The sequence below is a fragment of the Marivita sp. S6314 genome (assembly GCF_023015985.1).
GTDB lineage: Bacteria > Pseudomonadota > Alphaproteobacteria > Rhodobacterales > Rhodobacteraceae > Marivita.
In genome coordinates this window covers 124,144-149,794 of sequence record NZ_JALKAO010000001.1, presented here as the reverse complement: position 1 = coordinate 149,794, position 25,651 = coordinate 124,144, and the positions used below count along the sequence as shown (strand labels likewise).

The following is a 25,651-nucleotide window of genomic DNA, read 5'->3' as shown; positions in this document are numbered from 1 at the left end:
AAGTTTGTGAAATTTCTCTTTGCAATATGTGCATCTTTGCTGTGGATCACCGCAGCCGTGGCGCATGAAGTGCGACCCGCCATCGGGGATCTTGAAGTTGTTGACGATCAGGTGCGCCTGACGATCACGCTGAACGGGGAAGCGCTGGCCGCGGAGGTCAGCCTTGATGGCCTTGAAAACACCGACACGTTAGATCAATCCGACGAGGTGGACCGGCTGCGCGCGCTTGATCCGGCGGCTCTGCGCGATGTGCTGTCCCTGAAAATCCCGGGTTTTATTGACAGCTTGTCGGTAATGGCGGGCGACACTGCGGTGGCGTTGTCCCTGCAGGGGATCGAGGTTGCAGAGGTCGGCAACACCGCACTTCCGCGCGATACGGTTCTGACACTGGAAGGACCGATGCCCGCAGACGAGACGACCCTGAGCCTGACCTGGCCCGCCGAATACGGCGCGCTTGTGCTGCGCCAGCAAGGGGTGGACGAGCCGTATACCGGCTATCTGGAAGGCGGCCAAAGCAGCGGCCCGATCCAGCTTTCGGGCGGCGATGCCGCGAGCGGATGGCAGACCTTCGGGACCTATATCCCGGTTGGTTTTGATCACATTCTGCCCAAGGGGCTGGACCATATCCTGTTTGTTCTGGGCCTGTTTTTCCTGTCGACACGGTTTACCCCGCTGTTCTGGCAGGTGACGTCGTTCACTTTGGCCCACACGGTCACGCTGGCGATGGCGGTGCTCGGCATCGTGACGCTTCCGGGCAGCATCGTGGAGCCGTTGATTGCGGCGTCTATCGTTTACGTTGCGGTCGAAAACATCTTGTCCGACAACCTGAGCCGATGGCGACCCTATGTCGTGTTCGGGTTCGGGCTTTTGCACGGGTTGGGATTTGCCAGCGTCTTGGGCGAATTCGGATTGCCCGACGGTCAGGTGATCCCCGCGTTGATCGGGTTCAATATCGGTGTCGAGCTTGGCCAATTGACGGTGATTGCCATTGCCTTCCTGATCGTCTGGTATGCCTTGCGGGTCGACAGGGGCGAAGCCCCGGTAGCCCCTGCGCAAGGCGGCTATGCCGTTCTGGCGGCCGTGTTCTTTGGCCTTGGGTTCGCCATGAACACAGATGGGTTCCAGACCGTCATGGGCGCCTCTGCCATGGTCTTTTTCTGGCCGCTGGCGGCCTTGTCAGCGCTATGCGTTGTGTCCGCGACTCTGGTTGATCAGCTTGATGCCTATCGCAAATACGTCGCCATTCCGGCCTCGGCTGCGATTGCGCTGGTCGGGGCGTATTGGTTTGTCGAACGGGTGTTCCTGTAAGCGTTGGATCACTTGGACTTGTTGAAGGATTTCAGCAAAACGATATACGCCAACAGCAATGTAAAGATATCGATCACCGTGGGCGGCGCAGACCGTGCGCCGCCTGCGGGGCTTTGTTCATACGCTTGCACAACCGCCGTTTGTAATTGCACGGGTACCGGGCCCATGATGCCTTCGTCCGCGTGTTTGACGCGCTTCATCCAGTTGGACATGACATCGGCAATCCCTTCCAACGCCTTTGCTTCGGGGCCGTTGCCGGTGAAAAAGGCGGACATCAGATCGCGAAGCGCCTCTTCAAGATCCATCAAGGCTTGGGACACGTCGCGGATATTGGCTTCTTTGCTTTGAAAGCTCTGTCGCGCCGAATAGGCATGCGGCGAGAACCGTTGCTGCTGATAGACCATGTGATTGAAGTGTGACCTGGATTTCAGAGACCGCCCAAGCGCGGCGGTCAATTCCTCGACCGTTTGGCTCCAGGCGTCGATCTTCTGAGCCAGTTCCGCATGTTTGCCGGTCCGTGCACCCGGAGCGCCGCCCATCAACGCGATGCGTTCGTTGACGATGTCGTTGGTCAGGCGCTTTAATCGAATGAGTTGTCCCTGATGGTTCATTGCAAAAACTCCCGAAAAAAGTACTGGTAAATATATCGGTAGCATAGGCGCGGTACGGTGTACGCCGCAACGAAAATGGACCAGATGCACCGCTGTTGCGCGGTGCGGCCAATGGCCAATTCGCAACACCGTGTTCGTGACGATTCGGGTGAAGGTTGCCCGATGCCCGTTCCCGGTTTCTACTGCTGCCTGAGGCAGAAAAAACATACGCGGCATCAAATGACCGAACCAGCGCGCCCCCAAACCAGCGCCATACTTTCATGTATGCGCAACGAAAGTCCGTTTCTTTTGGAATGGGTAGCATATCACAGTTTGCTTGGTTTCGACCGCATCTACGTTGCGACCAATGATTGTACCGACGGCACCGATCTCATGCTTGAGCGGTTGCAAGAGCTTGGATACGTCACCCATATTCGCAACCCGATGGAAGAAGGGCTGGGCCCGCAGCAATCTGCCTTGCGGTACTTCATGGCCAATGACGACATCCGGGCCTTGGACTGGGTTTTGCATATCGATGCGGATGAGTTTCTGAACATCCGGGCCGGGCAGGGCAGGATTGATGACCTGCTGTCCATCGCGGATCCCGGTGATGCGCTTGCCCTGATGTGGCGTCCGTTTGGAGACAGTGGACGCACCCGCTGGAACGGCGAACCGATCCTGCCAACGTTCACGGCGTCACAGGCCCGCCCCCGGCTGCCGAATGCGCAGCACAAAACGCTGTTTCGACCAAACCGGTTTGGCGCGGCCATCGACCATATGCCGAAATCGCCCCTGACCGAGGACGTTGTCCTGCTGAACAGCGCGGGCGTGAGTTGCAACAATGCGGCGCTCTATCATCCGTTGCAATCGCGCTATCGCTTTCCGGGCGAACACCTGAGCTGGGAAAACGCCTATATTAACCATTATGCCATCCGGTCTCACGACATCTTCCTGATGAAAAATAACCGTGGCGACGGGATGGGCCGCAAGAGCAATAAGTATTATCTGAATTCGAAGTTCTACAATCGCCAGAACAAGAATGGCGCGCAGGACGCATCAATCCTGCGCCACCAAGACGCGGTGTCGCAACGGCTGTCATCGCTGATGGCAGACCCGATCCTGTCGTTTTTGCATGTACAGGCAACACAGTCCTTCATGCGTCTGCGCGACAAGATCCTGACCCCGGACCGCATCGCGGAATGGACGGTTCCCAGCGCCGCGTGATCGAAGCGTCGTGTCCGGCACCGGATTAAACGCTTCCGGGCATCGGCAAAAATCAGCATAGTACAAGCCGCAGTATTCCTGCGACAACCGCGTCGTCATCCGCTCTTGCGCCTTCCCAAAACCAACGCTATACGCGCGCCACTGACACCGCAGGCGGGGTCGGGCCTTTGGGGGAGACATCCTCAAACGTCCACCGGTTGGCCATCTGGCTGATACCCCCGCTGAGGATTGAAACCGGAAAGGATACGACACATGGCTCTTCCAGAGTTCACCATGCGTCAGCTGCTTGAAGCTGGCGTTCACTTCGGCCACCAGACGCAGCGTTGGAACCCCCGCATGGGCGAGTTTATCTATGGCGCGCGCAATGGCATCCATATCATGGACCTGACACAGACCGTTCCGATGCTCGACGCAGCGTTGAACGTGATCCGTGAAACCGTGGCCAAGAACGGCCGCGTTCTGTTTGTCGGCACCAAGCGTCAGGCGCAGCAGCCGATCGCAGATGCCGCAGAGAAATGCGCGCAGTATTACATGAACCACCGTTGGCTGGGCGGCACGCTCACCAACTGGCAGACCGTGTCCAAGTCGATCAGCCGCCTCAAGCAGATTGACGAGCAGATGGAAACCGGCGCCGAGGGCCTGACCAAGAAAGAACGTCTTGGCATGGAGCGCGATCAGGGCAAACTGCAGGCGTCCTTGGGCGGTATCCGCGAAATGGGCGGCACCCCGGATCTTCTTTTCGTCATCGACGTCAAGAAAGAAGCGCTGGCCGTTGCCGAAGCCAACAAGCTGGGGATCCCGGTTGTGGCCGTGGTTGACACAAACTGCTCGCCCGATGGTGTGGACTACATCATCCCGGGCAACGATGACGCGGCGCGCGCCATCAGCCTTTACTGTGATCTGGCGGCACGTGCCGCGCTTGACGGCATGACTGCCCAGATGGGCGCGGCTGGCGTTGACCTTGGCGCGCTTGAAGAAGCGCCGGTTGAAGAAGTTGTAGCGGAAGAAGCCCCTGCAGCAGCAGAAGCGCCCGCAAGCTGATCGCACCGCGATACACAATTGACAGGGCAGGGCGGCGATACGGCCGCCCGAGCCATTCCAGACAGATTTGAGGAGAGCCGAGATGGCGATCACAGCAGCACTCGTTAAAGAACTCCGCGAGATGACCGCGGCTGGCATGATGGATGCCAAGAAAGCACTGGTCGAAACCGGTGGTGACATGGAAGCGGCCATTGACTGGCTGCGCACCAAGGGCCTGGCCAAGGCCGCCAAGAAATCCGACCGTACGGCGGCCGAAGGTCTTGTGGCCGTTCAGGTTGCGGGCGGCAAAGGCGTTGCGGTTGAAGTGAACTCGGAAACCGACTTTGTTGGCAAGAACGCAGACTTCCAGGCGATGGTTGGCGATATTGCTACCGCCGCTCTGACAGTGGACTCTGTCGAAGCGCTCAAGGCAACCGACATCGGCGGCAAGACCGTTGAAGAAACCATCACCGACAAGATCGCCACCATCGGCGAAAACATGTCCGTGCGTCGCATGTCGACTGTCGAAGGCACGCAGGTCGTGTCCTACGTGCACAACGCAGCCGCAGACGGCATGGGCAAGATCGGCGTTCTGGTTGCGCTGTCCGGCGAAAACGAAGCGTTCGGCAAGCAGGTTGCGATGCACATCGCGGCTGTGAACCCCGCGTCGCTGTCCGAGGCAGACCTTGACCCGGCGGTTGTCGAAAAAGAGCGTCAGATCCAGATCGATATCGCCAAGGAATCCGGCAAGCCGGACTCCGTGATCGAAAAGATGATCGTGGGCCGCATGAAGAAATTCCTCAGCGAAGTCACGCTGTTGGGCCAGTCTTTCGTGATCAACCCGGACCTGACCGTTGAAGCAGCGGCCAAGGAAGCTGGCGTCGACATCACCGGCTTTGTGCGCCTTGAAGTTGGTGAAGGCATCGAAAAGAAAGAAGAAGACTTTGCAGCAGAGGTTGCAAAAGCCGTTCAGGGCTAAGTCTGTTTCGGTCTTTGACCTTTGACAATCAAAGCGGCGCTGTTGCTACCAACAGCGCCGCTTTTTTCATGCGCGCGCCCTGTCTTTTGGGGAAGACGTTGACTGTAACATGTCATTGGGAAACCAGCCGGGACAGCCGCTGTACCACCAGACACATCGCGCATTTTAAACGAGACCCGCAGAGCCAGGAAATACAAAGGATGCGGGCCTCACGTTCCCAGGCCAAAATTGCCACCACTCACGGAACATGATCACTGTGCCAGTTAACGTTAGGTCAAGAAAGTCTGGATTTCCTGACCTCACAGTTTTTTCACACCTTACCCGTCGCTTACAAACATCTGGTTCTGCAGCGCGGCCTTGAGCACCGCCTGGGCCGTCGTGTCCACGTTCAAGGCGACACGCGCGAGCCGCAGGTGTTTTTCAACCGTTGCCGTGGTCAATCCCATGATCGTCGCAATGTCCTGCATGGTTTTGCCGCCGCCAACCCATTCCAGCGCTTCCCGTTGGCGTTTGGTCAACGCCTGGTTCGGCGGCGTATAGGGCAGGGTGAGAATCTTCAGGTGCACGATGTTGTTCATCAACTGGATCAATTCACCGGACGTGTCCCACATCGCATCGACATCGCGCTGCGCCATGCCGGGTTCTGCGATCAACGCAATCGCGCCCTTGGCACGATCCGACAGGCTTCGGAAACTGATCGAGAACCCGGCCGTGATCTGATGTTTCGCGTTAAACTCCAGAATGCGCTTTTCCGGCTCTGTCACGGTGCCGCTGTCCATCATCATCTGCAACACGGTCCAGCTGGCCGCGCCATCATTGTCGACAGCCCAGCGCACCATCGGGGCGTGACGGTACAATCCGTTGTGAATGAACTGCGACACGTAATCGGAATCGATGTTCGACAGGATGATGAAATCGTTCGGATCGCCAAGCGACGTTGCCGTGCGAAACCGCGTGAAGCCATAGAGGAGCCGGTCGAACCCGAAGCTTGCCATGCGTCGACAGTGCAGGTCCCACAGCTCTTCGATGCTGCCGGCGTGCGTCAAGTCTAAAAGCGCTGCGTTCTGGAGTGGTGTCATCGGAAAAGCGTATTGGTCTTCGGGTCTTACAATCAAGTAAGTATAAACCAGAACACCGGCTTTTTGCATCAATCATTTAATTACATAATACTGATTATAAGAATTAGAGTTCACAAATTCGGCGACCCCCTATAGTTCAACCGTCCCGCACCATTCCGCAATGAACAGCGCCATCGCACTGGTGATACGGCGCACGGATGACAGGCTGACGCGTTCATCAAATCCGTGGATGTTTTCCGAGATTGGCCCGTAACACAGCGATGGAATGTTGTTGTACAGCCGGTAAACCCTGCAATCGAGGTATCCCGGTGTCGTGAAGCTTTTTAGCGGTTGTCCGGTTGCCGCATGATGCGCACGGGCAAGAACCTCTTCTGCGGCAGATCCCGGTTCCTGAACATAGCCTTCAGCGAAGAACCCGTTGAATGTGACTTTCGGAGGATTGTCAGAGAGATAGCGGTCAGTCTTCACGAACTGGGAAAGATGGTTTTCGATCTCCGCGGCCGCATCTGCGGCGGACGTTCCGGGATAGATCGCGATGCGGCATTGAAACCGGCACCACGCAGGTACGGAAGATCCCCAATCGCCGCCTTCGATCTTGCCGATATTCAGATTAATCGGATGCTCCAGATCGTTGAAATACGGATGTTTATGTCGTTCGGCATTCCATCTTTCCTCGATCTCTCTCAAGGCGGCTATCACGCGATACGCGGCGTCGATGGCACTGGCACCCTCGCCCATTTCGCGCACATGGACCGGCACGCCGCGCAGTTCAATCTCGAACCAGAGTGTTCCGACATTGGCGCGGACCAGCATCTCTTCCTCAGGTTCGGGTATCAAAACCGCATCTGCCGTGTGGCCATTGAGATAGGTCATCAACGCGCCGTTGCCGGTCGATTCCTCTTCCACCACAGATTGGATTTCGACCCGGGCGGCAGGCGCAAGACCGGCAGATTTCAACGCATCCATTGCAAAGATCATCGCGGCGTGACCGGCCTTCATATCCGCACCGCCCCGACCGTAAAGCCAGTCTCCGTCGATCTGCGGATCGAACGGATCAAACCGCCACATATCACGTGGACCGGTTGGAACCACATCGGTATGTGATTGCAATATCAGGGATTTACCGCGCGTTTCTAAGGGGGAGTATGTGCCGATGACAATGGGCGCATCCGAGTGGTCCACACTGAATTTGCCGCCCCCTTCGTGTCGTTCGATGGCAGCCCGGTCCATCGGGAACTGGGTCATCGCGTAGCCGCGCTGCTTTAGCGCGTCATACACAAATTCCTGCACCGCGTGTTCCTGTCCGCGCGTCGATGGAAACCGGATCAGATCCTGCGTAAACGCGATCTGTTGATCAAAGCCCTGTTCAACGGCGCGGACAATGGCAGCGGCTGTTTTCGGTTCAAGCATTTTGCCCCCTTTCAACAGAGTGTCATTGTTCATAGCCGATCCGGCAACAGGCAAGCCTTGATGCTGACCCCACTGTCACAGCACCGCCGGATTCGGGGAATGCCGACAGAGATGATTGTACAAAGAGGCAAATCCTCTGGCTCGGGCGTGATCTTACGTTTGGTCAACGTTCAACAAATAAAAACGCAAAATCAATTCTTTAAAACGCCAACCCGCAGATTTCTTCAGCACCGCACAGCTTGTCATAAAACCGTTACGCAAGTGTCACAAAAGCATGGCGAAACGCGCCTAGGGATGCGCTTGCGGTCGTCGATGGGATGACCGGGAAATGTTGAGTTCAAGGAGCTGACCTGATGTCTGTCAAACTCTCTATATCGGTTCTGGCCATTGCTGCCGTATCTGCAACGACCGCTGCGGCACGGGACAATGTTCAGATCGCCGGATCATCGACCGTCCTGCCCTACGCATCCATCGTGGCCGAAGCGTTTGGTGAAAACACAGAGTTCCCGACACCGGTTGTAGAATCGGGTGGGTCGTCCGCAGGCCTGAAACGGTTCTGCGAAGGTGTTGGCGAAAACACCATCGACATTGCCAACGCATCGCGCGCGATCCGCGAGAACGAAATCAAGGCCTGCGCGGATGCCGGTGTGACCGATATCATCGAAGTGCGGATCGGTTATGACGGGATCGTCTTCGCCAGCCAAACCAACGGCCCCGCGTTCACAGCCTTTGAGCCGACGGATTGGTTCAATGCGATCGGGGAACGTGTGCTGGTCGACGGCGCGATTGTCGACAACCCCCATACGCAATGGGCGGACGTGAACGCCGCCCTGCCCGCCGTTGAAATCGCGGCCTTTATCCCGGGAACAAAGCACGGCACACGCGAAGTGTTTGAAGAAAAGGTCCTGTTGAAAGGTTGTGAAGACAGCGGTGCGCTGCAGGCCATGCTGGACAGCGGCATGTCTGAAGACGATGCCGAACACGCCTGCATGTCCGTGCGCACCGACGGGCGTTCGGTTGATATCGACGGGGACTATACCGAAACCCTTGCCCGCATCGACAGCAATGCCAATGGCGTCGGCGTGTTCGGTCTCGCATTCTACGAAAACAACACCGACAAGCTGAAAGTGGCGACAATGTCCGGTGTTGCGCCGACAACCGACACCATTGCCTCTGGCGAATACCCGGTGTCCCGGCCGCTGTTTTTCTACATCAAGAAAGCGCATATCGGCGTGATCCCTGGTTTGAAGGAATTCGCAGGGTTCTTTGTGGCGGACGAGCTTGCCGGTCCGTCTGGCCCGCTGGCGCAATACGGGCTTGTGTCTGATCCGGAGCTGGCGACCACGCAAAAGATGATCGCGGACGAGCAGACCATCGGTCAGAACATGTAAGCCCAACGGCTGACTTTCGGGGTGGCGCAGTGCGCCGCCCTGCCCTTTGAATTTCCCTTACAGGTGGCCTTATGCCGATACTCTGGTTGACGGTGATTGTGCTTGCGCTGGCCGCGCTCGGCTATGTGATCGGACGTCGGCGCGCATTGGCGTCGGGTGACGGGCGCATCCGGAATTTGCATTCCTTGCCAAGCTATTACGGCTCCTACGTGGCGATGATGACCGGTGTGCCTGCCATTTCTCTGATGCTGCTCTGGCTGCTGGCGCAGCCGTTCTGGGTGAACAGCGCGGTATTGGCGGATCTGCCGGTCAGCGCGGTGGCAGACGGATCGTCCAGTAGTCTGGTGATGAGCGACGTGCGCCGCCTGGCGGATGGTCTTGACCGAGCGGTTGCACAAGGTGTGATGACCGAGGCAGACATTGACGCAATGGGCAGCGATCTGTCCGGCATCCGGACCCGGTTGGGGAATGTGGGCGTGGCGCTTGGGTCGGACGTGTCAACAGATATCCTGACATCGGCGCAAGACTACCGGACCAAGGCCGCGACCGGACGCTTGGTGATGTCTATTCTCGTGCTTGCCGTGGCCATCGTCGGGTTCGGCTGGGCGTATCAACGGACGCACAAGGATTTCCGCGCCCGCAATGTTGTGGAACGTGGCATCCGCTATGTTCTGATCGCGGCGGCCTGCATCGCGATCCTGACGACCATCGGCATCGTGCTGAGCCTTGTCTTTAACGCGATTGCCTTTTTCCGCGTGTACCCGGCCAGTGACTTTTTCTTCTCGCTTACGTGGTCGCCCAGTTTTGGCGGCGGGTCGGAGCTCGGCATCCTGCCGCTTCTGTGGGGCACGTTCTATATCTCGATCATCGCGCTGTTGGTGGCGGTGCCCATCGGGCTGTTCTCGGCGATTTACCTCGCAGAGTACGCAGGCCCGAAAGTGCGGGGCGTTGCCAAGCCGTTGCTGGAAGTGCTGGCCGGTATTCCGACGATTGTTTACGGCCTTTTCGCGCTTCTGACGGTCGGGCCGTTTCTGCTTGGCATCTTTGGCCCGGACGGTGTGGGTTGGATGCAGGCCGGGACAGCGGTGATCACGGCAGGTCTGGTGATGGGCATCATGCTCATCCCGTTTGTGTCGTCCTTGTCCGACGATATCATCAACGCGGTGCCGCAAGCGCTGCGCGACGGGTCTTACGGGCTTGGCGCGACGAAATCCGAAACCATCCGCCAGGTGATCCTGCCTGCCGCCTTGCCCGGCATTGTCGGTGCGATCCTGCTGGCGGCCAGCCGCGCGATTGGCGAGACGATGATCGTTGTGCTGGGGGCCGGTGCTGCAGCCCGGCTTGACCTCAACCCGTTCGAGGCGATGACCACGGTCACAGCCAAGATCGTCAGCCAATTGACAGGCGACGCCGACTTTTCCTCGCCCGAGGCGCTTGTCGCCTTCGCGCTTGGGATGACCCTTTTCATCGTAACGCTGGGGTTGAATGTCTTCGCCCTCTACATCGTGCGCAAATACCGGGAGCAATACGAATGACCGATGCCTCCATGCCAACGGCGACCGGCACACCCGAACGCAAGGTCAAATCCCTGACCGAGATCGACGCCCGCACCGCCAAGCGCAACGCCGCTGAGAAACGGTTCAAGCTGTACGGAATGGCGGCTGTCGTCACCGGTTTGTTGTTTCTGGTCATGCTGGTCACGGCGATCCTGACCAACGGCCTGCCCGCATTCAAACGCGCGGTGGTCGAGGTTGAGTTTACGCTGACGCAGGACCAGTTCGACGCGGCGGAAAGCAAGCTGCTTAAAACCGCCGAGTATAACACCCTGTTTATCACCGCATTGTCGGAAACACTGCGGGAGCGTGGCATTGACCGGGAATTTGACGCCGCCGCCGTGGATCGTCTTCTGGGCAGCGTCGGCGGCACCATCCGCGCGTTCTACCGCGAAAACCCGGATCAGATCGACCAACCCGTCGCGTTCGAACTGGCCGCGTCATCGCGTGTGGACCGCTACCTCAAAGGCACCTTTGGCCGCGATGACGTGACCGAGGAAGGCAACCGCTTTTTCATCAACGCTGACTTTGATCTGGTAGATGACATGCGCGATGCGGGCCTCATCCGCTCTGCCTTCAACTGGGTGTTCCTCACAGGTGTGGACACGGGCGTCGACAACCCCGGCGGTGCGGGCATCGGCGCATCGGTACTCGGCTCGTTCCTGATGATGTTTGTGGTGCTGATCCTTGCGCTGCCCATTGGCGTTGCCGCCTCTATCTATCTTGAGGAATTTGCCCCGAAGAACCGTTTCACTGACCTGATCGAAGTGAACATCTCGAACCTCGCCGCTGTGCCGTCCATCGTGTTTGGTATCCTCGGCCTTGCGGTGTTCATCCAGTTCATGCACTTGCCGCAATCCGCGCCACTGGTGGGGGGGCTGGTGCTGACGCTGATGACGTTGCCGACGATCATCATCTCGACCCGCGCGTCGCTCAAGGCCGTGCCGCCCAGCATCCGTGGTGCCGCGCTTGGGATCGGCGCGTCCAAGATGCAGACCGTGTTTCACCACGTCCTGCCACTGGCCATGCCGGGCATACTGACCGGTACGATCATCGGTCTGGCACAGGCGCTTGGCGAAACCGCGCCGCTGCTTCTAATCGGGATGGTTGGCTTTGTTGCCCGCTATCCAGACAGCTTTGTCGGCGGTCTGGAAGGCCCCAACTCTGCCATGCCGGCACAGATCTACAATTGGGCCGCGCGCTCTGACGCGGTTTTCACCGAAAAAGCGTGGGGCGGCATCATTGTCCTGCTCGTTTTCCTGCTGGCGATGAACCTTGTCGCCATCTTGCTGCGCCGTAAGTTCGAGCGTCGCTGGTAGAAAGGACCCTGACCCATGTACGATGCACCCCAAGTGACCAAACAGGAGACGGCCGTGACCGACGTCAAAATCCAAGCCAGTGACGTACAGGTGTACTATGGCGGCAACCATGCAATCAAAGACGTCTCGGTCGCCATTGACGACAAGACCGTGACTGCCTTTATCGGCCCGTCCGGCTGTGGCAAATCCACCTTTCTGCGCTGTCTGAACCGGATGAACGACACGATCGACATCTGCCGCGTGACCGGCGACATCCGGATCGACGGCGAAGACATCTATGACAAGCGGGTCGATCCGGTGCAGTTGCGCGCCAAGGTGGGGATGGTGTTTCAAAAACCCAACCCGTTTCCGAAATCGATCTACGACAACATCGCCTACGGCCCCCGGATTCACGGCATGGCCCGCAATAAGGCCGAGCTGGACGAGATCGTCGAAAAAGCCCTGCGGCGCGGTGCGATCTGGGACGAGGTGAAGGACCGCCTTGATGCCCCCGGCACGGGTCTGTCGGGCGGTCAGCAACAGCGCCTGTGCATCGCGCGTGCGGTGGCCACCGAGCCCGAAGTGCTTTTGATGGACGAGCCCTGCTCTGCGCTTGACCCTATCGCCACCGCGCAGGTCGAAGAACTGATCGACGAGTTGCGCCAGAATTACGCGGTGGTGATCGTCACCCATTCGATGCAGCAGGCCGCGCGGGTCAGCCAGAAAACGGCGTTCTTCCATCTTGGCAACCTCGTGGAATACGATGACACGTCCAAGATTTTCACCAACCCCGAAGACAGCCGCACCGAAAGCTACATCACCGGACGGATTGGATAAGATGATGAACGGCATGCAAAACCATATCTCAAGCGCGTTTGACCGCGATCTGGAAGGTATTCAGGCCCGCATCATGAAAATGGGCGGTCTGGTCGAACAGGCGATCCTTGACAGCGCGCAGGCGCTGGAAACCCGCGACCCCGAACTGGCCGAAAAGGTCCGCAACGGGGACAAGGCGATTGACGATCTCGAAGAGCTTCTGAACGAAGAGGCCGCCCGCGTCATCGCCCTGCGCGCGCCCACCGCGATTGATTTGCGCGTGATCCTGTCGGTGATGCGTATCAGCGCGACGCTGGAACGCATCGGCGATCTGGCCAAGAACCTGGCCAAGCGAAACGCGGTGTTGATGACCATGCCACAGATCAACGGCTCTGCGTCGCAACTGCGCCGCATGTCGCGGGATGTGCAGCGGATGCTCAAGGATGCGCTGGACGCCTATATCCAGCGCGACGATGCGCTGGCGCGCGACGTGATCGAACGGGACGTGGACATTGACCAGATGTACAACACGCTGTTCCGCGAATTCCTGACCTTCATGCTGGAAGACCCGCGCAACATCACGCCGTGTATGCACCTGCACTTCATCGCCAAGAACGTGGAACGCATGGGCGATCACGTCACGTCGATTGCCGAACAGGTGGTGTTTCTTGTCACCGGCGAAAAGCCGGAAGAGCCGCGCCAGAAGGATGATGTGACGTCGACCGATGCGGACCTGTCCGCCACCCCGGTGCCCGGAGCCTAAGGCATGGGGGTGGGACAGCCGACAGTTCTGGTGGTCGAAGACGAACCCGCGCAACGCGAGGTGCTGGGCTACAATCTTGAGGCCGAAGGCTTCCGCGTGGTCCGCGCCGAAAACGGCGAAGAGGCGTTGTTGCTGGTCGCAGAGGAACAGCCCGACATCATCGTGCTGGATTGGATGATGCCCAATGTGTCGGGCATCGAGGTCTGCCGCCAACTCAAGACGCGGTCCGACACCCGCCATGTCCCGATCATCATGCTATCGGCCCGATCCGAAGAGGTGGACCGCGTGCGCGGGCTGGAAACCGGTGCGGATGACTATGTGATCAAGCCCTATTCGGTGATCGAACTGATGGCCCGCGTCCGCGCGCAATTGCGCCGGACCCGTCCGGCGGCGGCGGGGATGCGGCTGGACTATGCTGATATCGTTCTGGATGCGGAAACCCATCGGGTGACGCGGGGCGGCGAAGAGGTGAAGCTGGGCCCCACTGAGTTCCGGCTGTTGTCCACGTTCATGGAAAAACCGGGCCGTGTGTGGTCGCGCGAGCAGCTACTGGACCGGGTGTGGGGCCGTGACATCTATGTCGACACCCGCACCGTGGACGTGCATGTCGGCCGGTTGCGCAAGGCGCTCACACGGGCGGGTGGCGATGACCCGCTGCGCACCGTGCGCGGTGCCGGGTATGCGCTTGGGTAGAGACGGATGCGGTGACGCATCCGATCATTTCCGTTCACGGAAACGCCTAGGCCTCCACCGGCAGGATGACGGTGAACCGGGTGCCCTCGCCCAGACGGCTGTGCACCTGAAGCCGCCCGCGATGCCGGTTCAGGATGTGCTTGACGATGGCAAGGCCCAGTCCTGTGCCCCCCAATTCCCGCGACCGGTGGTTGTCGACCCTGTAAAACCGTTCCGTCAGGCGCGGCAAATGCACCGCGTCAATGCCCGGTCCGCTGTCTTCCACCTCGATCCGCACCCCCTGCCCGCGCAGACGGTTTTCGTAGGTGGGCCGTCCCAGATGTATCTTAACCGCGCTGCCTTCACCTGAATACTTGATCGCGTTTTCCGTCAGGTTGGTCAGAACCTGCCGCAATTGATCGGCATCTCCGGGCACCGAAACCGTGCCATCCGGCACGTCCACCGACAGGGTGATCCCGGCATCCTTGGCCAGATGTGACAGGCTGTGATGGGTTTGGTGCACAAGGACACCCAGATCCACTGCATCGACCGGTCGCACCCGCTCGTCCGCTTCGACACGGCTGAGCGACAGAAGATCCGACACCAGCCGGTTCATCCGTTCCGCCTCGGAGCCCATGATGCCCAGAAACCGCTCCTGCGCGGCGGGATCGGACCGCGCTGGCCCCTGAAGCGTTTCGATAAAGCCTAAAAGCGCGGTCAATGGCGTGCGTAATTCGTGGCTGACATTGGCCACGAAATCGCGCCGCATCTGGCCCGCCTGTTCCACCGGCGTGATATCGACAAAGGACACCAGAACGCCGTGCTGGCCCTCCATCGGCACCGGGCCGCAGGTCACCCGGTATGTCACGTCGTGCTGACCGTCATTCGTCAAAAACCGCGTGTCCCGGGACGTGGCATCCCGCTGCACCTGTTCGATGGTCTCAAGCAGGATCGGCTGGCGCAGCGCCGCGATGAAGTGACGCCCTTCGATATTCTTGCCCAGCAACGCCTCGGCGGCGTCATTGGCGGCCGCAATCCGTTCATCGGGCGCGATCAACAGCGCCGGGATGCCAAGCACCCGAAGGATATCGCGCGGCGATGCTGTCATTTGGCCGCCTGTGCGGCAGCCAGCCCTGCATCAAACGCCGCGATCAGTGCCTCGGGGTCTTCCAAACCCACCGACACCCGAAAGAACCCTTCGGACATGCCCAAAGCCGCGCGGGCGTCCGGTGTCAGTGCCCGGTGCGACGAACTGGCGGGATGCGACAGGGTGGTGCCGACATCGCCCAGGGTTGGGGCAAAGGCGATCTGATCCGCGCCTTTGGTAAACGCGTTTGCCATCACGCGCCCGCCCTCCAGTTCAAAGCTGACCATGTTACAGCCATGCCCCTGCAGCAGCCCCTGCGCGCGGGCGCGGTCCGGATGATCGGGGCGCGTCGGGAACAGCACGCGTTTGACCAATGGGTGCGCGCCCAGGTGGTCGGCCAGTCGCGCCGCCGTTGCCTCTGCCCGGTCGAACCGAAGGTCAAACGACATCAACCCCCGTTCCGCCAGCCAGCAATCAAACGGGCTGGGTGTCAGGCCGGTTGTCACGGCGAAATCATAGATCACCTTCGCATGCTCGGCCTGCCGCGCCGCGACCCAGCCCAGCGTGACATCGGAATGCCCCGCCAGCAGCTTGGTCACCGAATGCAGCACGACATCCGCCCCCAGCGCGAACGGTTTCACCGCGCGGGGCGTGGTAAAGGTGTTGTCCACAACCAGCAGCACATCCTTCTGGCGGCAGATTTCTGCAATGCCTTCGACATCGGCGATCCGCAGCGTCGGGTTGGACACCACCTCGATCAGCACCAGCCGGGTGTTGGGCCGGATCGCGGCGGCAATGGCGTTGGCATCGGTTGGATCGGCGAGGGTCGTTTCAATCCCCAACCGGGGCAGATCATCGCGCATCATGCGCAGGGACCGGCCATATAGCTGGTCTCCGCCCACCACGTGATCCCCCGATTTGCACATCCCCAGCAACACCGCCGTCACCGCCGCCATGCCGGAGCCAACCACAAGCCCGGGAACCGGCGCTTGCTCCATCGTGTCAATCCGGCGCGCCAGCACATCGGCGTTCGGATGCCCTTCGCGCGCATAGGTATAGCCTGCAGCACGGCCTTCATACTGGTCGTCCAGCCGGTCCGGCGATTCACTGGCATAGACAACCGACGGCATCAAAGGGGTGACGACCGGTGTCGAGGCACTGTCCGGCAGTCCATCGGGGCGCATCAAGGTTCGCTTCATCATCACGATCTCTCTTTCCACGGGGATCCACGTTTTGATTGCAGCCCTGCCACAAAGAGATAAGCGCAACAATGCCTATGCGGTTGAGATTTCTCGTGTCGCCCCTCTTGCACAGACGGCGCGCGCGCGCGATGACGGGGCATGACACAGCGCCCTGATATTCTTTGCATCGGTTCGGTTCTTTGGGACGTGATCGGCCGGTCGGATCGCCACATGAAAAGCGGCAGCGATGTGCCGGGTCATATTACGCGCCTGCCCGGCGGCGTTGCGCTCAATATCGCGATGACCCTTGCGCGGTTTGATCTGTCCCCGGCCCTTCTGAGTGTTGTGGGGCGCGATTCCGAAGGCGACGAGCTGGTGACGGCCTGTCAGAGCCTTGGGCTGCAGACAGATCATCTCTATCGGTCCGAAGATTTGCCCACGGATCAATACATGGCGGTTGAAGGGGCGAACGGATTGATCGCGGCCATCGCGGATGCGCATTCGCTGGAACAGGCGGGTGACAAGATCCTGCGCCCGTTGATTGACGGACCGCTTGGCTTTGTCGAAGCGCCCTTCCCCGGCCCGATTGCGCTTGACGGAAACCTGACCGAAGCCCTGCTGGACCAGATCGCGCGCCATCCGGCATTTGCCAAGGCAGACCTGCGCATCGCGCCAGCATCGCCCGGTAAGGCGGAACGCCTTCTGCCGTTCCTGCGCACCGGACGCGGCGTGCTCTATGTGAACCTCGAAGAAGCCGGGCTTTTGTGCCAGACAAGCTTTAACAACGCGCCGCAGGCCGGTGCCGCCCTGATCGAACGCGGGGCCGCGCGGGCCTTGGTCACGGATGGCGGCAATGTAACCTGCGACGCCACCAAGGACGGCATTCTGGCTGAACGGCCCCCCGAAGTCATGGTGACCCGTGTCACCGGGGCGGGCGATACATTTATGGCCGCGCATATTGTGTCTGAGTTGCGCGGCGCTAAACGAGACGTTGCGCTTCACCGCGCATTAGCGACAGCAGCGGCCTACGTGGCCGGAGGAACTTGACCATGACGACACAACTCCCCCTTGAAATCTCGGCATCCGTCCAAGCTGCCATGAATGAAAACCGTGCGGTGGTGGCCTTGGAATCCACCATCATCACGCACGGCATGCCGTGGCCGCAAAACCTTGAGACTGCCCGCGCGATCGAGGACACCATCCGCGAGGCCGGGGCAGAGCCTGCCACCATCGCCGTCATCAAGGGCGTGCTGCATGTCGGTCTGACCGACACGCAGCTTGAAGAGCTTGCACAAGCCAAGCAGGTCTCCAAATTGAGCCGCGCCGACATGGCCGTCTGCATTGCCAAAGGCGGCACCGGCGCCACCACGGTGGCCGCCACCATGATTGCCGCCCATCTGGCCGGGATTTCTGTCTTTGCCACGGGCGGCATCGGCGGTGTGCATCGCGGAGCCGATCAAAGCTTTGACATCTCGGCCGACCTGCAAGAGCTGTCGCAAACGCCGGTGACCGTGGTGTGTGCCGGGGCAAAGGCCATTCTGGACCTGCCAAAAACGCTTGAAGTGCTTGAAACACTCGGCGTGCCGGTGATGGCGTACGGCCAGGACACCCTGCCCGCGTTCTGGTCGCGCGCGTCGTCTTTGAAAGCCCCGTTGCGCGCAGACGACCCTGCCGCCATCGCCAAATCCCACGTGATGCGCAAAGCGCTTGGGGTTCCGGGCGGCCAGCTTGTCACAAACCCGATCCCGATCGAGGCGGAAGTTCCGCAATCCGAGATCAACCCGATCATCAAGCGTGCGACGCAAGACGCGGACACACACGGGATTTCCGGCAAGGATCTGACACCCTACCTGCTGCAGCGCATATTTGAGCTGACGGATGGACGGTCACTGGACGCCAATATCGCGCTTGTGCTCAACAATGCGCGCCTTGGCGCGAAGATTGCGCAGGAATTGACGTCTCTGAAGTGAAATTCCGGGGGCAAACCGTCCGACCCATTGTAGATGGCGCTTGCACAACTTAACTTTTGGTCGAACAAGCGACGGACTGTTTATGACATCCCCCTTTACTCCGACACCGCGCCGTCCGGGCCTGTTTTCGCGTTTGCGGGCAAGCTTTCTGACCGGGATCGTCGTCATCGCCCCGGTCAGCCTGACCATCTGGCTGATCTGGTCGATCATGGGCTGGGTCGATGGATTTGTCTTGCCGTTGGTGCCTGGGTGGTTCAACCCCGAGCAATATATCGGGATCAACCTGCGCGGGATCGGGGTGATCATCTTTTTCCTGTTCACCATCTTTGTCGGATGGGTGGCCAAGGGATTGATCGGGCGGTCGTTCATCCGCTTTGCCGAAAGCCTTGTGGAACGTATGCCGGTGATCCGGTCGATCTACAGCGGCGTCAAACAGATTGCGGAAACCATCTTTGCGCAATCCGAACGCAATTTCGAAAAGGCCTGCCTGATCCAATACCCGCGCAAGGGCATCTGGGCGATTGGCTTTATTTCAACCGACACGCGCGGCGAAGTGGCGGAAAAAGCCGAAACCGTTGGTGGGCTTGTGTCGATCTTTGTGCCCACAACGCCCAACCCGACCTCGGGTTTTCTGCTGTTCTTTCCCCGCGAAGACATCATTGAACTGGAAATGACCATCGAAGATGCGGCCAAGCTCGTAATCTCCGCTGGGTTGGTCTACCCGAACGCCAAGGACCCCACCCGTCCGGCCAAGGCGGCTTAGCCGAACATCGTGGTCAGATCTGCGGTCTGACGATGCCCCAGATCATCCTTGTGATGCGCCAGGAAATCTCCGGCGGCGCGACGCCCGGCCTCTTTCAGGCGGGCGATGATGGACGGCACGGGCACGATTTTCGTGGCCACAGACAAATCGTTCATCAGGTCGTCATCGGCGACCATGTGCACGCGCATCTTCTTCATCGCGCCTTCCTTCACGGACCCGGCGTCGATCAGCCGTTGCACAAATTCAATTGCCCGCAATTCCCGAAGCAGGGACGAATTGAAACTGATCTCGTTGATCCGGTTCTGGATTTCGTTTGGCATCACCGGAATCTCGTCACGTTCCAATGGATTGATGTTCACGATCAAAACGTCATCGGGCAGCGACGCATCAAACAGCGGGAACAAGGCCGGATTGCCGGTATAACCGCCATCCCAGAACGCTTCCATATTACCGGTTTGCGGGTCTTCTACCATCACCGCCTGAAACAGCGTTGGCAGGCAGGCAGATGCCAGAATGGACTGCGTTGAAATCGCGTCCCCACGGAAAATGCGCACCTTGCCGTCGCGCACCTGCGTTGCGCAGATGAACAATTCCGGTCCTTCCAAAGCGCAGACACGTCCATAATCGAACCTGTCGACGATCTTTTCCAGCGGGTTCTGGTAAAGCGGCCCCCACGCATAGGGCGACACCATGCGCCCCAACGCGTCGCCCAGCATGTAGATCGGCGAATACTCGATCGATTTGCTGATCGTTGCAGGCTCCGGCAGCCAGGCCTGCATCCATCTTGGCACGGACACGTCGTCCAGCCGCGCCACCTGCGTCCACAACCAGTCAAGGTTTTCGCGCGCGCCAGCCCGCCCGTCTTTCAGCCAGCCGGCCTTCAAGGCGGCGCCGTTCAGCGCACCTGCAGATGTGCCGGTGATCGCGGCGATCTCGATATCGTCCTCTTCCAACAGCCGGTCCAGCACGCCCCACGTAAACGCGCCATGCGCTCCACCGCCCTGCAGTGCCAGATTGATCTTTACCATGCTGCCCTGCGTCTTTGTTTCTGAAATATCTCGGGGTGAGGCCGCAGGCCGAGGGGCAGCGCCCCTCCTGCCAAGCGTCTCGTCACAGCGCGGTCCAGCCGCCATCCACCGAAATCGTCGTACCGGTGATCTGTGCAGCCGCATCCGAACACAGGAACACCGCCGTGCCGCCCATCTGCTCAACGGTCGCAAACTCTTTCGACGGTTGCCGTTTCAGCATGACGTTCTTGATCACGTCTTCCCGGCTCATGTCGTATTCTTTCATCGTGTCGGGGATCTGTGCCTCAACAAGCGGCGTCAAAACGTAGCCTGGGCAAATCGCGTTCGCCGTGATCGGCTCTTCCGCGGTTTCCAACGCGGTGGTCTTGGTCAACCCCACGACCCCATGCTTGGCCGCGATATAGGCCGACTTATACGGAGAGGCCGTCAGCCCGTGGGCGGATGCGATGTTCACAACCCGCCCCCATCCCGCTTTGCGCATCATTGGCAAGGCAGCCGCCGTTGTGTGAAACGCCGAGGACAGGTTGATGGCAATAATCGCGTCCCACTTTTCCGTTGGGAACTGATCAATCGGGGCCACATGCTGAATGCCGGCATTGTTGATCAGGATATCGCACGCGCCCGCCTTTTCGATCAGGGCGCGGCATTGATCCGCCTTTGACATGTCTGCCTGAATGTAGCGGGCGGTCACGCCAGACTCTTTCCCGATCTCGGCGGCCAGCGCGTGATCGTCGTCGGTATCGGTGAACGAATTGATCACCACATCCGCGCCAGCCTTGGCCATTTCACGCGCAACACCCAACCCGATCCCCGAATTTGACCCGGTGATGACGGCGGTTTTTCCCTTGAGCGACATAGCGGTTCCTACTCTGTGTGCTTTGCTTTCGCAGCAATCTATATGCTGCGGATGCATAATACAAAACCCGACTCGCATCGGGCGCAGCGATCCCTGCGAATCGATTCGCCAAACCCGCATGTCCTGCGATCAGAGACCCTATTCCGCGACTTGGTCAGCCCAGAACCGCCACATGACGAAGGGCGCGTTGGCCCTTGCTACACTGACCGTTCGGAGGAGTCCCTGTGGATAAAGTCGGAAAAAATCCGGACAAAAAAAACCCCAGCGCGAAGCTGGGGTTAAGTTATTGAGGCAGGTTTCATACAGGCAAGAAACCTATCGAGCAGTGACCCCTTTATAGGCAATCTTTTGCGTTCGTCCAAGCTAAAAGTTTGAAATGGCTGAAAAGCCTCGTTACCGTCATTGTCAATAAAACAAGGGCAGACAGGGATTGTTGCGAAAATGAGATCGGATTTTTTCCAACCGAAATGGCTTGGCGGCACCGCACTGACGGTCGCGCTCAGCGCGCAAATGGGCTTTGCCGAACCGAAACATGGCATAGCTATGTATGGCGACCCGCAGCTTCCACCGGATTTTGTGTCTCTGCCCTACGCGAATCCCGACGCGCCCACCGGGGGACGGATTGTCACCGGTGAAGTTGGCGGGTTCGACAGCCTCAATCCGCATATCGCGAAAGGGTCCGTTCCGTGGCAACTGCGCTTTCTGGCACATGAAAGCCTGATGGGCCGCAGTTACGACGAACCTTTCACGCTGTACGGGTTGCTGGCCGAATCGATTGAGGTCGGACCTAACCGCGAATGGGCCGAATTTACCTTGCGACCCGAGGCCCGATTCTCGGATGGCACCCCGGTCACGGTCGAAGACGTGATGTGGTCCTACGAGACGCTGGGGACGCAAGGTCACCCCCGCTACCACGGGGCATGGGGCAAGATCGCCTCGATGGAACAAACCGGCGAGCGTTCGGTCAAGTTCACCTTTGGTGTCGAAGATCGCGAATTGGCGCTGCTGATCGGCATGCGACCCATCCTTAAGAAAGCGCAATGGGACGGTAAGGATTTCACCGCGTCTGGCATTGATGTCATTCCGATTTCTTCGGCTGAATACGTGATCGACGATTTCGAAGCTGGTCGCTTTGTCAGCCTCAAGCGCAATCCCGACTATTGGGGCAAAGACGTGCCGTTCATGCGCGGTCAGGGCAACCTCGATGAGATCCGGATGGAGTTTTATGGCGACGGCACCGCGATGTTCGAAGCCTTCAAGGCCGGTGAGTTGAATTCCAGCCGCGAGTTCAACGCCGAAAAATGGGAGACACAGTACGATTTCCCGGCGATTGACAGCGGCGACGTGATCAAATCGGTGCTGCCCCACGAACGCCCTTCCGGGATCACCGGTTTCGTGATGAACACGCGCAATCCGGCGTTCAGCGACTGGCGTGTGCGCGACGCGATGCTGCATGCGTTCAATTTCGAATTCATCAACGAAACGATGACCGGCTCCAAGCAGCCGCGCATCACGTCGTATTTTTCGAACTCGGTTCTGGGCATGCAGCAGGGCCCGGCAGAAGGCCGTGTGAAAGACCTGCTGGAGCCCTTTGCAGATGATCTGCTGCCCGGCGCGATTGACGGGTATGCCCTGCCCGTCAGCGATGGCACGGAACGCAATCGCAGCAACATCCGCAAGGCCATCGCGCTGATGGAGGACGCCGGTTACACCATTCAGGACGGCGTCATGACGCGCCCGGATGGCACGCCCTATACGTTTGAAATCGTGCTCAGCCAGGGCAGCGCGGAAAACGGGTCGATCATTGATCTGTTCGCCCGGTCACTGGAACGCATGGGCATCGAACCCACCGTTACCACCATCGACAGCGCCCAGTACAAGGAACGGACCACGAATTACGATTTCGACATGACCTATTACCGGCGTGGCCTGTCCCTGTCGCCCGGCAATGAACAAATGCTGTATTGGGGATGCGACGGCGTGGACGCGCCCGGCACCCGCAACTGGATGGGCATGTGTTCCCCTGCGGCAGAAAGCATCATCAATGCGATCCTGAATTCGACCACGCGGGACGATTTCATCGCCGCGACCCGCGCGCTGGACCGTGTCCTGACCACCGGGCGCTACGTGATCCCGATCTATCAGTTCAACATCAGCCGCGTCGCCCATGCCAAGGAACTGAAATACCCGGAGGAACTGCCAATCTACGGCGACTGGATCGGCTGGCAGCCAAATGTCTGGTGGTGGGAAGACGAGTAACCCCACGAGGGAGTGGGGTCGGTAAGACGCGCGCAGGCATGTCTGGTGCCTGCGTGACGTGCCTTGGTTCAGGTTGGATACGCTTTACTTCAATAGCTTAGCGCGCATACTAAAATCATAGACTTAAGTGACTTAGCTAAGCGACGTCACCCAAAGGATATTTGCGTCTTCATCCGACACCGAAACCACATTGTGTCCCATCGTGGAATCGTAATACGCACTATCGCCGCGCCTCATTTCAATCGGCTCATAGAATTCGGTGTAAAGACGGATCACGCCGGTCAGCACGTATAGAAACTCTTCGCCGTCATGGCGCACCCAGCCGTCGAATTCCTCGAAACTGCGCGCCCGCACCCGCGCGCGGTAGGGCAACATTTGCTTCTTGGTCAGATTTTCGGCCAAAAGTTCATGTTCATAAGTGGTTGTGGCATGACGTTGACCTTGTCCCGACGCGGTCATGGCCATCCGACCATTGACCTTTTCCCGCTGTGGAGGCGTGAACAGTTGCGGCACAGAGATCTGCAATCCGGTCGCAAGCTTTTTCAGCGCGTCATAGGTCGGCGACATTTGACCGTTCTCGATCTTCGACAATGTAGAACGCGCCAAACCCGCTTGCTGGGCCGCCTGTTCCAGCGTCCAACTGCGCGCCTTGCGCAAATCGCGCACGCGTTCGCCCAGGTTGACCGGCTCGGGATGGTCTTCTGCGCCATTGTCGCGGGCAATACGGATCAGGGTTTTGGGATCGTCGGACATGCCCCAGCTATAGCCACGCGGCACTGTGCGCGCAACGTGCGCTTGCACCTGCCGGTTCAGGCTCATAGGGCTAGGGCATGACATCCCGATCCGATACCGCAGCATACCCGCCCTGCCCGTCACCGTTCAATCTGACCGCCCATGTGCTGACGCACGCGGCGCGCCTGCCGGACAAGATTGCCCTGTCAATTGTGAAGCCCACCGGCGCCGAAAGGTGGAGCTATGCGCGGATGGAACAGGCAATCCTTGGCTGTGCGACGGGTTTGCTCGTTTCAGGTCTGACCCCCGGTGACCGCCTGTTGATGCGTGTCGGAAACACGGTTGAGTTTCCGGTGGCCTTTCTTGCCGCGATCACGGTGGGCATCGTGCCCATTCCCACCTCGTCGCAGCTGACCGAACGCGAAGTGGAGGTGGTGGCGCAGATCACGAAACCCGCCGCCATTCTGCATGACGGCGTCACGCCGTGCCCGTCCCATCCCCGTATCCTGTCGACCGCGGATATGGCCGATTGGGCCACGCTGCCGCCTGCATCTTACGTGTTCGGCGATCCTGACCGGATGGCCTATATCATCTTCACCTCCGGAACCTCTGGCACCCCGCGCGCCGTGTGCCACGCGCATCGGGCCATCTGGGCGCGGGGCATGATGATCGAGGGCTGGTACGGCCTGACCGAAGCCGACCGTTTGATGCATGCCGGTGCGTTCAACTGGACCTATACGCTGGGCACCGGATTGCTGGACCCCTGGACCAAGGGAGCCACCGCCTTGATCCCCGCGCAAGGGGTCGAACACGCGCAGATCCCGCTCTTGCTGAAACGCAATGAAGCCAGCATTTTTGCCGCAGCTCCGGGCGTTTATCGGAATATCCTCAAGTCCGACACGATTGATCTGCCGAAACTGCGACACGGATTATCCGCCGGGGAAAAGCTGCCCGCCAGTATTCGCGATGCGTGGTACAACCGCACCGGAACCCGGATTTACGAGGCTTTCGGCATGTCGGAATGCTCCACCTTCATTTCCACCGCACCGGGCGATCCAGAGGTGGCCGAGACGAGCCTTGGATGGCCGCAGCCGGGACGCCGGGTGGCGATTCTGGGTGACACCGACCCGGTGCCAGCCGGACAGACCGGCATGATCGCCATTCACAAATCCGATCCGGGCCTGATGCTCGGCTATCTGGATCAACCAGAGGCCACACAGGCGAAATATAGCGGTGACTGGTTCCTGTCGGGCGACACCGGTGAGCAAACGGAGAACGGCGATATCCTCTATCACGGGCGCGCCGATGATCTGATGAACGCGGGCGGCTACCGTGTCAGCCCGCTGGAGGTTGAGGCCGCGCTGATGCCGTTCCCGGGCCTGCACGAGGTTGGCGTCACCGATATCGAGATCAAGGCCGACACCCGCGTGATCGCCGCGTATTATGTGGCAGACACCGATCTGGACGAAGAAGCCCTGAAATCCTGGGCGGCCACCCGGCTGGCCCGGTACAAACAGCCGCGCGTGTACCGGCGGGTCGCGGCGATGCCGCGCAATGCCAATGGCAAACTGGTGCGCCGCGGGTTGCCGGACCTGTCCCCCCTGTGACGGCACGGACCTTATCATTCGGAACGGACTCTGGTATGCCCGGCCCACGTTCAGGATAAGGAACC

23 protein-coding genes are annotated in these 25,651 nt (G+C 59.5%); 15 read left to right on the top strand and 8 right to left on the bottom strand.

The window, feature by feature from the left end:
* The first annotated feature begins 6 nt into the window (after positions 1-6).
* Positions 7-1,308 carry a HupE/UreJ family protein gene (locus MWU54_RS00690; protein ID WP_247080123.1) on the top strand — a complete coding sequence of 434 codons (1,302 nt, stop codon included), beginning with the start codon at positions 7-9 and terminating at the stop codon, positions 1,306-1,308.
* Between the two features lie 8 nt (positions 1,309-1,316).
* On the opposite strand, the gene MWU54_RS00685 is transcribed toward MWU54_RS00690, so the two are convergent.
* Entirely contained in the window at positions 1,317-1,919 is a 603-nt protein-coding gene (locus tag MWU54_RS00685) for a hypothetical protein (protein WP_247080122.1), read from the bottom strand.
* Between the two features lie 75 nt (positions 1,920-1,994).
* On the opposite strand from MWU54_RS00685, the gene MWU54_RS00680 reads away from it, so the two are divergent.
* The 3 genes from MWU54_RS00680 to tsf all read left to right on the top strand — a co-directional run bounded on the left by MWU54_RS00680 (position 1,995) and on the right by tsf (position 5,121).
* The gene (locus MWU54_RS00680) at positions 1,995-3,122 is read left to right on the top strand and encodes a glycosyltransferase family 2 protein (RefSeq protein WP_348647597.1); all 1,128 of its coding nucleotides are present in this window, start codon (positions 1,995-1,997) and stop codon (positions 3,120-3,122) included.
* Positions 3,123-3,374: 252 nt separating this feature from the next.
* Complete coding sequence (gene rpsB, locus MWU54_RS00675) at positions 3,375-4,163, top strand: 30S ribosomal protein S2 (RefSeq protein WP_247080120.1); 789 nt, start codon at positions 3,375-3,377, stop codon at positions 4,161-4,163.
* An 82-nt stretch (positions 4,164-4,245) separates the two neighbouring features.
* The gene (tsf, locus tag MWU54_RS00670) at positions 4,246-5,121 is read left to right on the top strand and encodes a translation elongation factor Ts (protein ID WP_247080119.1); all 876 of its coding nucleotides are present in this window, start codon (positions 4,246-4,248) and stop codon (positions 5,119-5,121) included.
* A 317-nt stretch (positions 5,122-5,438) separates the two neighbouring features.
* Here the strand turns inward: tsf and MWU54_RS00665 are convergent, their stop codons facing one another.
* The gene (locus tag MWU54_RS00665; RefSeq protein ID WP_247080118.1) at positions 5,439-6,200 is read right to left on the bottom strand and encodes a LuxR family transcriptional regulator; all 762 of its coding nucleotides are present in this window, start codon (positions 6,198-6,200) and stop codon (positions 5,439-5,441) included.
* 129 nt (positions 6,201-6,329) lie between these two features.
* Positions 6,330-7,610: an ArgE/DapE family deacylase gene (locus MWU54_RS00660; protein ID WP_247080117.1), complete on the bottom strand. Its 1,281-nt coding sequence runs from the start codon at positions 7,608-7,610 to the stop codon at positions 6,330-6,332.
* Between the two features lie 350 nt (positions 7,611-7,960).
* Between MWU54_RS00660 and MWU54_RS00655 the strand changes: the two genes are divergently transcribed.
* From MWU54_RS00655 to phoB, 6 genes are all read left to right on the top strand, one after another.
* Entirely contained in the window at positions 7,961-9,001 is a 1,041-nt protein-coding gene (locus MWU54_RS00655; protein WP_247081011.1) for a substrate-binding domain-containing protein, read from the top strand.
* A 71-nt stretch (positions 9,002-9,072) separates the two neighbouring features.
* Positions 9,073-10,536 (top strand): phosphate ABC transporter permease subunit PstC, encoded by a 1,464-nt coding sequence (gene pstC, locus MWU54_RS00650; protein ID WP_247080116.1) that lies wholly within the window; start codon positions 9,073-9,075, stop codon positions 10,534-10,536.
* Positions 10,533-11,873 carry a phosphate ABC transporter permease PstA gene (gene pstA, locus MWU54_RS00645; RefSeq protein ID WP_247080115.1) on the top strand — a complete coding sequence of 447 codons (1,341 nt, stop codon included), beginning with the start codon at positions 10,533-10,535 and terminating at the stop codon, positions 11,871-11,873. The genes pstC and pstA overlap by 4 nt, the downstream gene beginning before the upstream one ends.
* Positions 11,874-11,888: 15 nt before the next feature.
* Complete coding sequence (gene pstB, locus MWU54_RS00640; RefSeq protein ID WP_247080114.1) at positions 11,889-12,689, top strand: phosphate ABC transporter ATP-binding protein PstB; 801 nt, start codon at positions 11,889-11,891, stop codon at positions 12,687-12,689.
* 4 nt (positions 12,690-12,693) lie between these two features.
* Positions 12,694-13,431 (top strand): phosphate signaling complex protein PhoU, encoded by a 738-nt coding sequence (phoU, locus tag MWU54_RS00635; protein WP_247080113.1) that lies wholly within the window; start codon positions 12,694-12,696, stop codon positions 13,429-13,431.
* Positions 13,432-13,434: 3 nt separating this feature from the next.
* Positions 13,435-14,124, top strand: coding sequence for a phosphate regulon transcriptional regulator PhoB (gene phoB / locus MWU54_RS00630; RefSeq protein ID WP_247080112.1), 690 nt, complete (start codon positions 13,435-13,437; stop codon positions 14,122-14,124).
* A gap of 46 nt (positions 14,125-14,170) precedes the next feature.
* Here the strand turns inward: phoB and MWU54_RS00625 are convergent, their stop codons facing one another.
* Both MWU54_RS00625 and MWU54_RS00620 read right to left on the bottom strand, forming a co-directional pair.
* Positions 14,171-15,211 (bottom strand): ATP-binding protein, encoded by a 1,041-nt coding sequence (locus MWU54_RS00625; RefSeq protein WP_247080111.1) that lies wholly within the window; start codon positions 15,209-15,211, stop codon positions 14,171-14,173.
* Positions 15,208-16,389, bottom strand: a complete 1,182-nt coding sequence (locus MWU54_RS00620; RefSeq protein ID WP_247081010.1) for an aminotransferase class V-fold PLP-dependent enzyme — start codon at positions 16,387-16,389, stop codon at positions 15,208-15,210. Before MWU54_RS00620 ends, MWU54_RS00625 begins: the two co-directional genes overlap by 4 nt.
* 141 nt (positions 16,390-16,530) lie before the next feature.
* On the opposite strand from MWU54_RS00620, the gene MWU54_RS00615 reads away from it, so the two are divergent.
* The 3 genes from MWU54_RS00615 to MWU54_RS00605 all read left to right on the top strand — a co-directional run bounded on the left by MWU54_RS00615 (position 16,531) and on the right by MWU54_RS00605 (position 19,104).
* Positions 16,531-17,418, top strand: coding sequence for a PfkB family carbohydrate kinase (locus MWU54_RS00615; RefSeq protein ID WP_247080110.1), 888 nt, complete (start codon positions 16,531-16,533; stop codon positions 17,416-17,418).
* Positions 17,419-17,420: 2 nt separating this feature from the next.
* Positions 17,421-18,341 carry a pseudouridine-5'-phosphate glycosidase gene (locus tag MWU54_RS00610; protein ID WP_247080109.1) on the top strand — a complete coding sequence of 307 codons (921 nt, stop codon included), beginning with the start codon at positions 17,421-17,423 and terminating at the stop codon, positions 18,339-18,341.
* A gap of 82 nt (positions 18,342-18,423) precedes the next feature.
* Positions 18,424-19,104 (top strand): DUF502 domain-containing protein, encoded by a 681-nt coding sequence (locus MWU54_RS00605; protein ID WP_247080108.1) that lies wholly within the window; start codon positions 18,424-18,426, stop codon positions 19,102-19,104.
* Here the strand turns inward: MWU54_RS00605 and MWU54_RS00600 are convergent.
* On the bottom strand, positions 19,101-20,132 hold the full coding sequence (locus tag MWU54_RS00600) for a patatin-like phospholipase family protein (RefSeq protein ID WP_247080107.1): 1,032 nt from the start codon (positions 20,130-20,132) through the stop codon (positions 19,101-19,103). The two genes, MWU54_RS00605 and MWU54_RS00600, sit on opposite strands and share 4 nt — an antisense overlap.
* Positions 20,133-20,214: 82 nt before the next feature.
* Positions 20,215-20,988: a 3-hydroxybutyrate dehydrogenase gene (locus tag MWU54_RS00595; protein WP_247080106.1), complete on the bottom strand. Its 774-nt coding sequence runs from the start codon at positions 20,986-20,988 to the stop codon at positions 20,215-20,217.
* A 441-nt stretch (positions 20,989-21,429) separates the two neighbouring features.
* Between MWU54_RS00595 and MWU54_RS00590 the strand changes: the two genes are divergently transcribed.
* The gene (locus MWU54_RS00590; RefSeq protein ID WP_247080105.1) at positions 21,430-23,247 is read left to right on the top strand and encodes an extracellular solute-binding protein; all 1,818 of its coding nucleotides are present in this window, start codon (positions 21,430-21,432) and stop codon (positions 23,245-23,247) included.
* 132 nt (positions 23,248-23,379) lie between these two features.
* Here the strand turns inward: MWU54_RS00590 and MWU54_RS00585 are convergent, their stop codons facing one another.
* Positions 23,380-24,000 (bottom strand): XRE family transcriptional regulator, encoded by a 621-nt coding sequence (locus MWU54_RS00585; RefSeq protein ID WP_247081009.1) that lies wholly within the window; start codon positions 23,998-24,000, stop codon positions 23,380-23,382.
* Positions 24,001-24,077: 77 nt separating this feature from the next.
* On the opposite strand from MWU54_RS00585, the gene MWU54_RS00580 reads away from it, so the two are divergent.
* Positions 24,078-25,586 (top strand): class I adenylate-forming enzyme family protein, encoded by a 1,509-nt coding sequence (locus MWU54_RS00580; RefSeq protein WP_247080104.1) that lies wholly within the window; start codon positions 24,078-24,080, stop codon positions 25,584-25,586.
* Positions 25,587-25,651 lie beyond the last annotated feature (65 nt).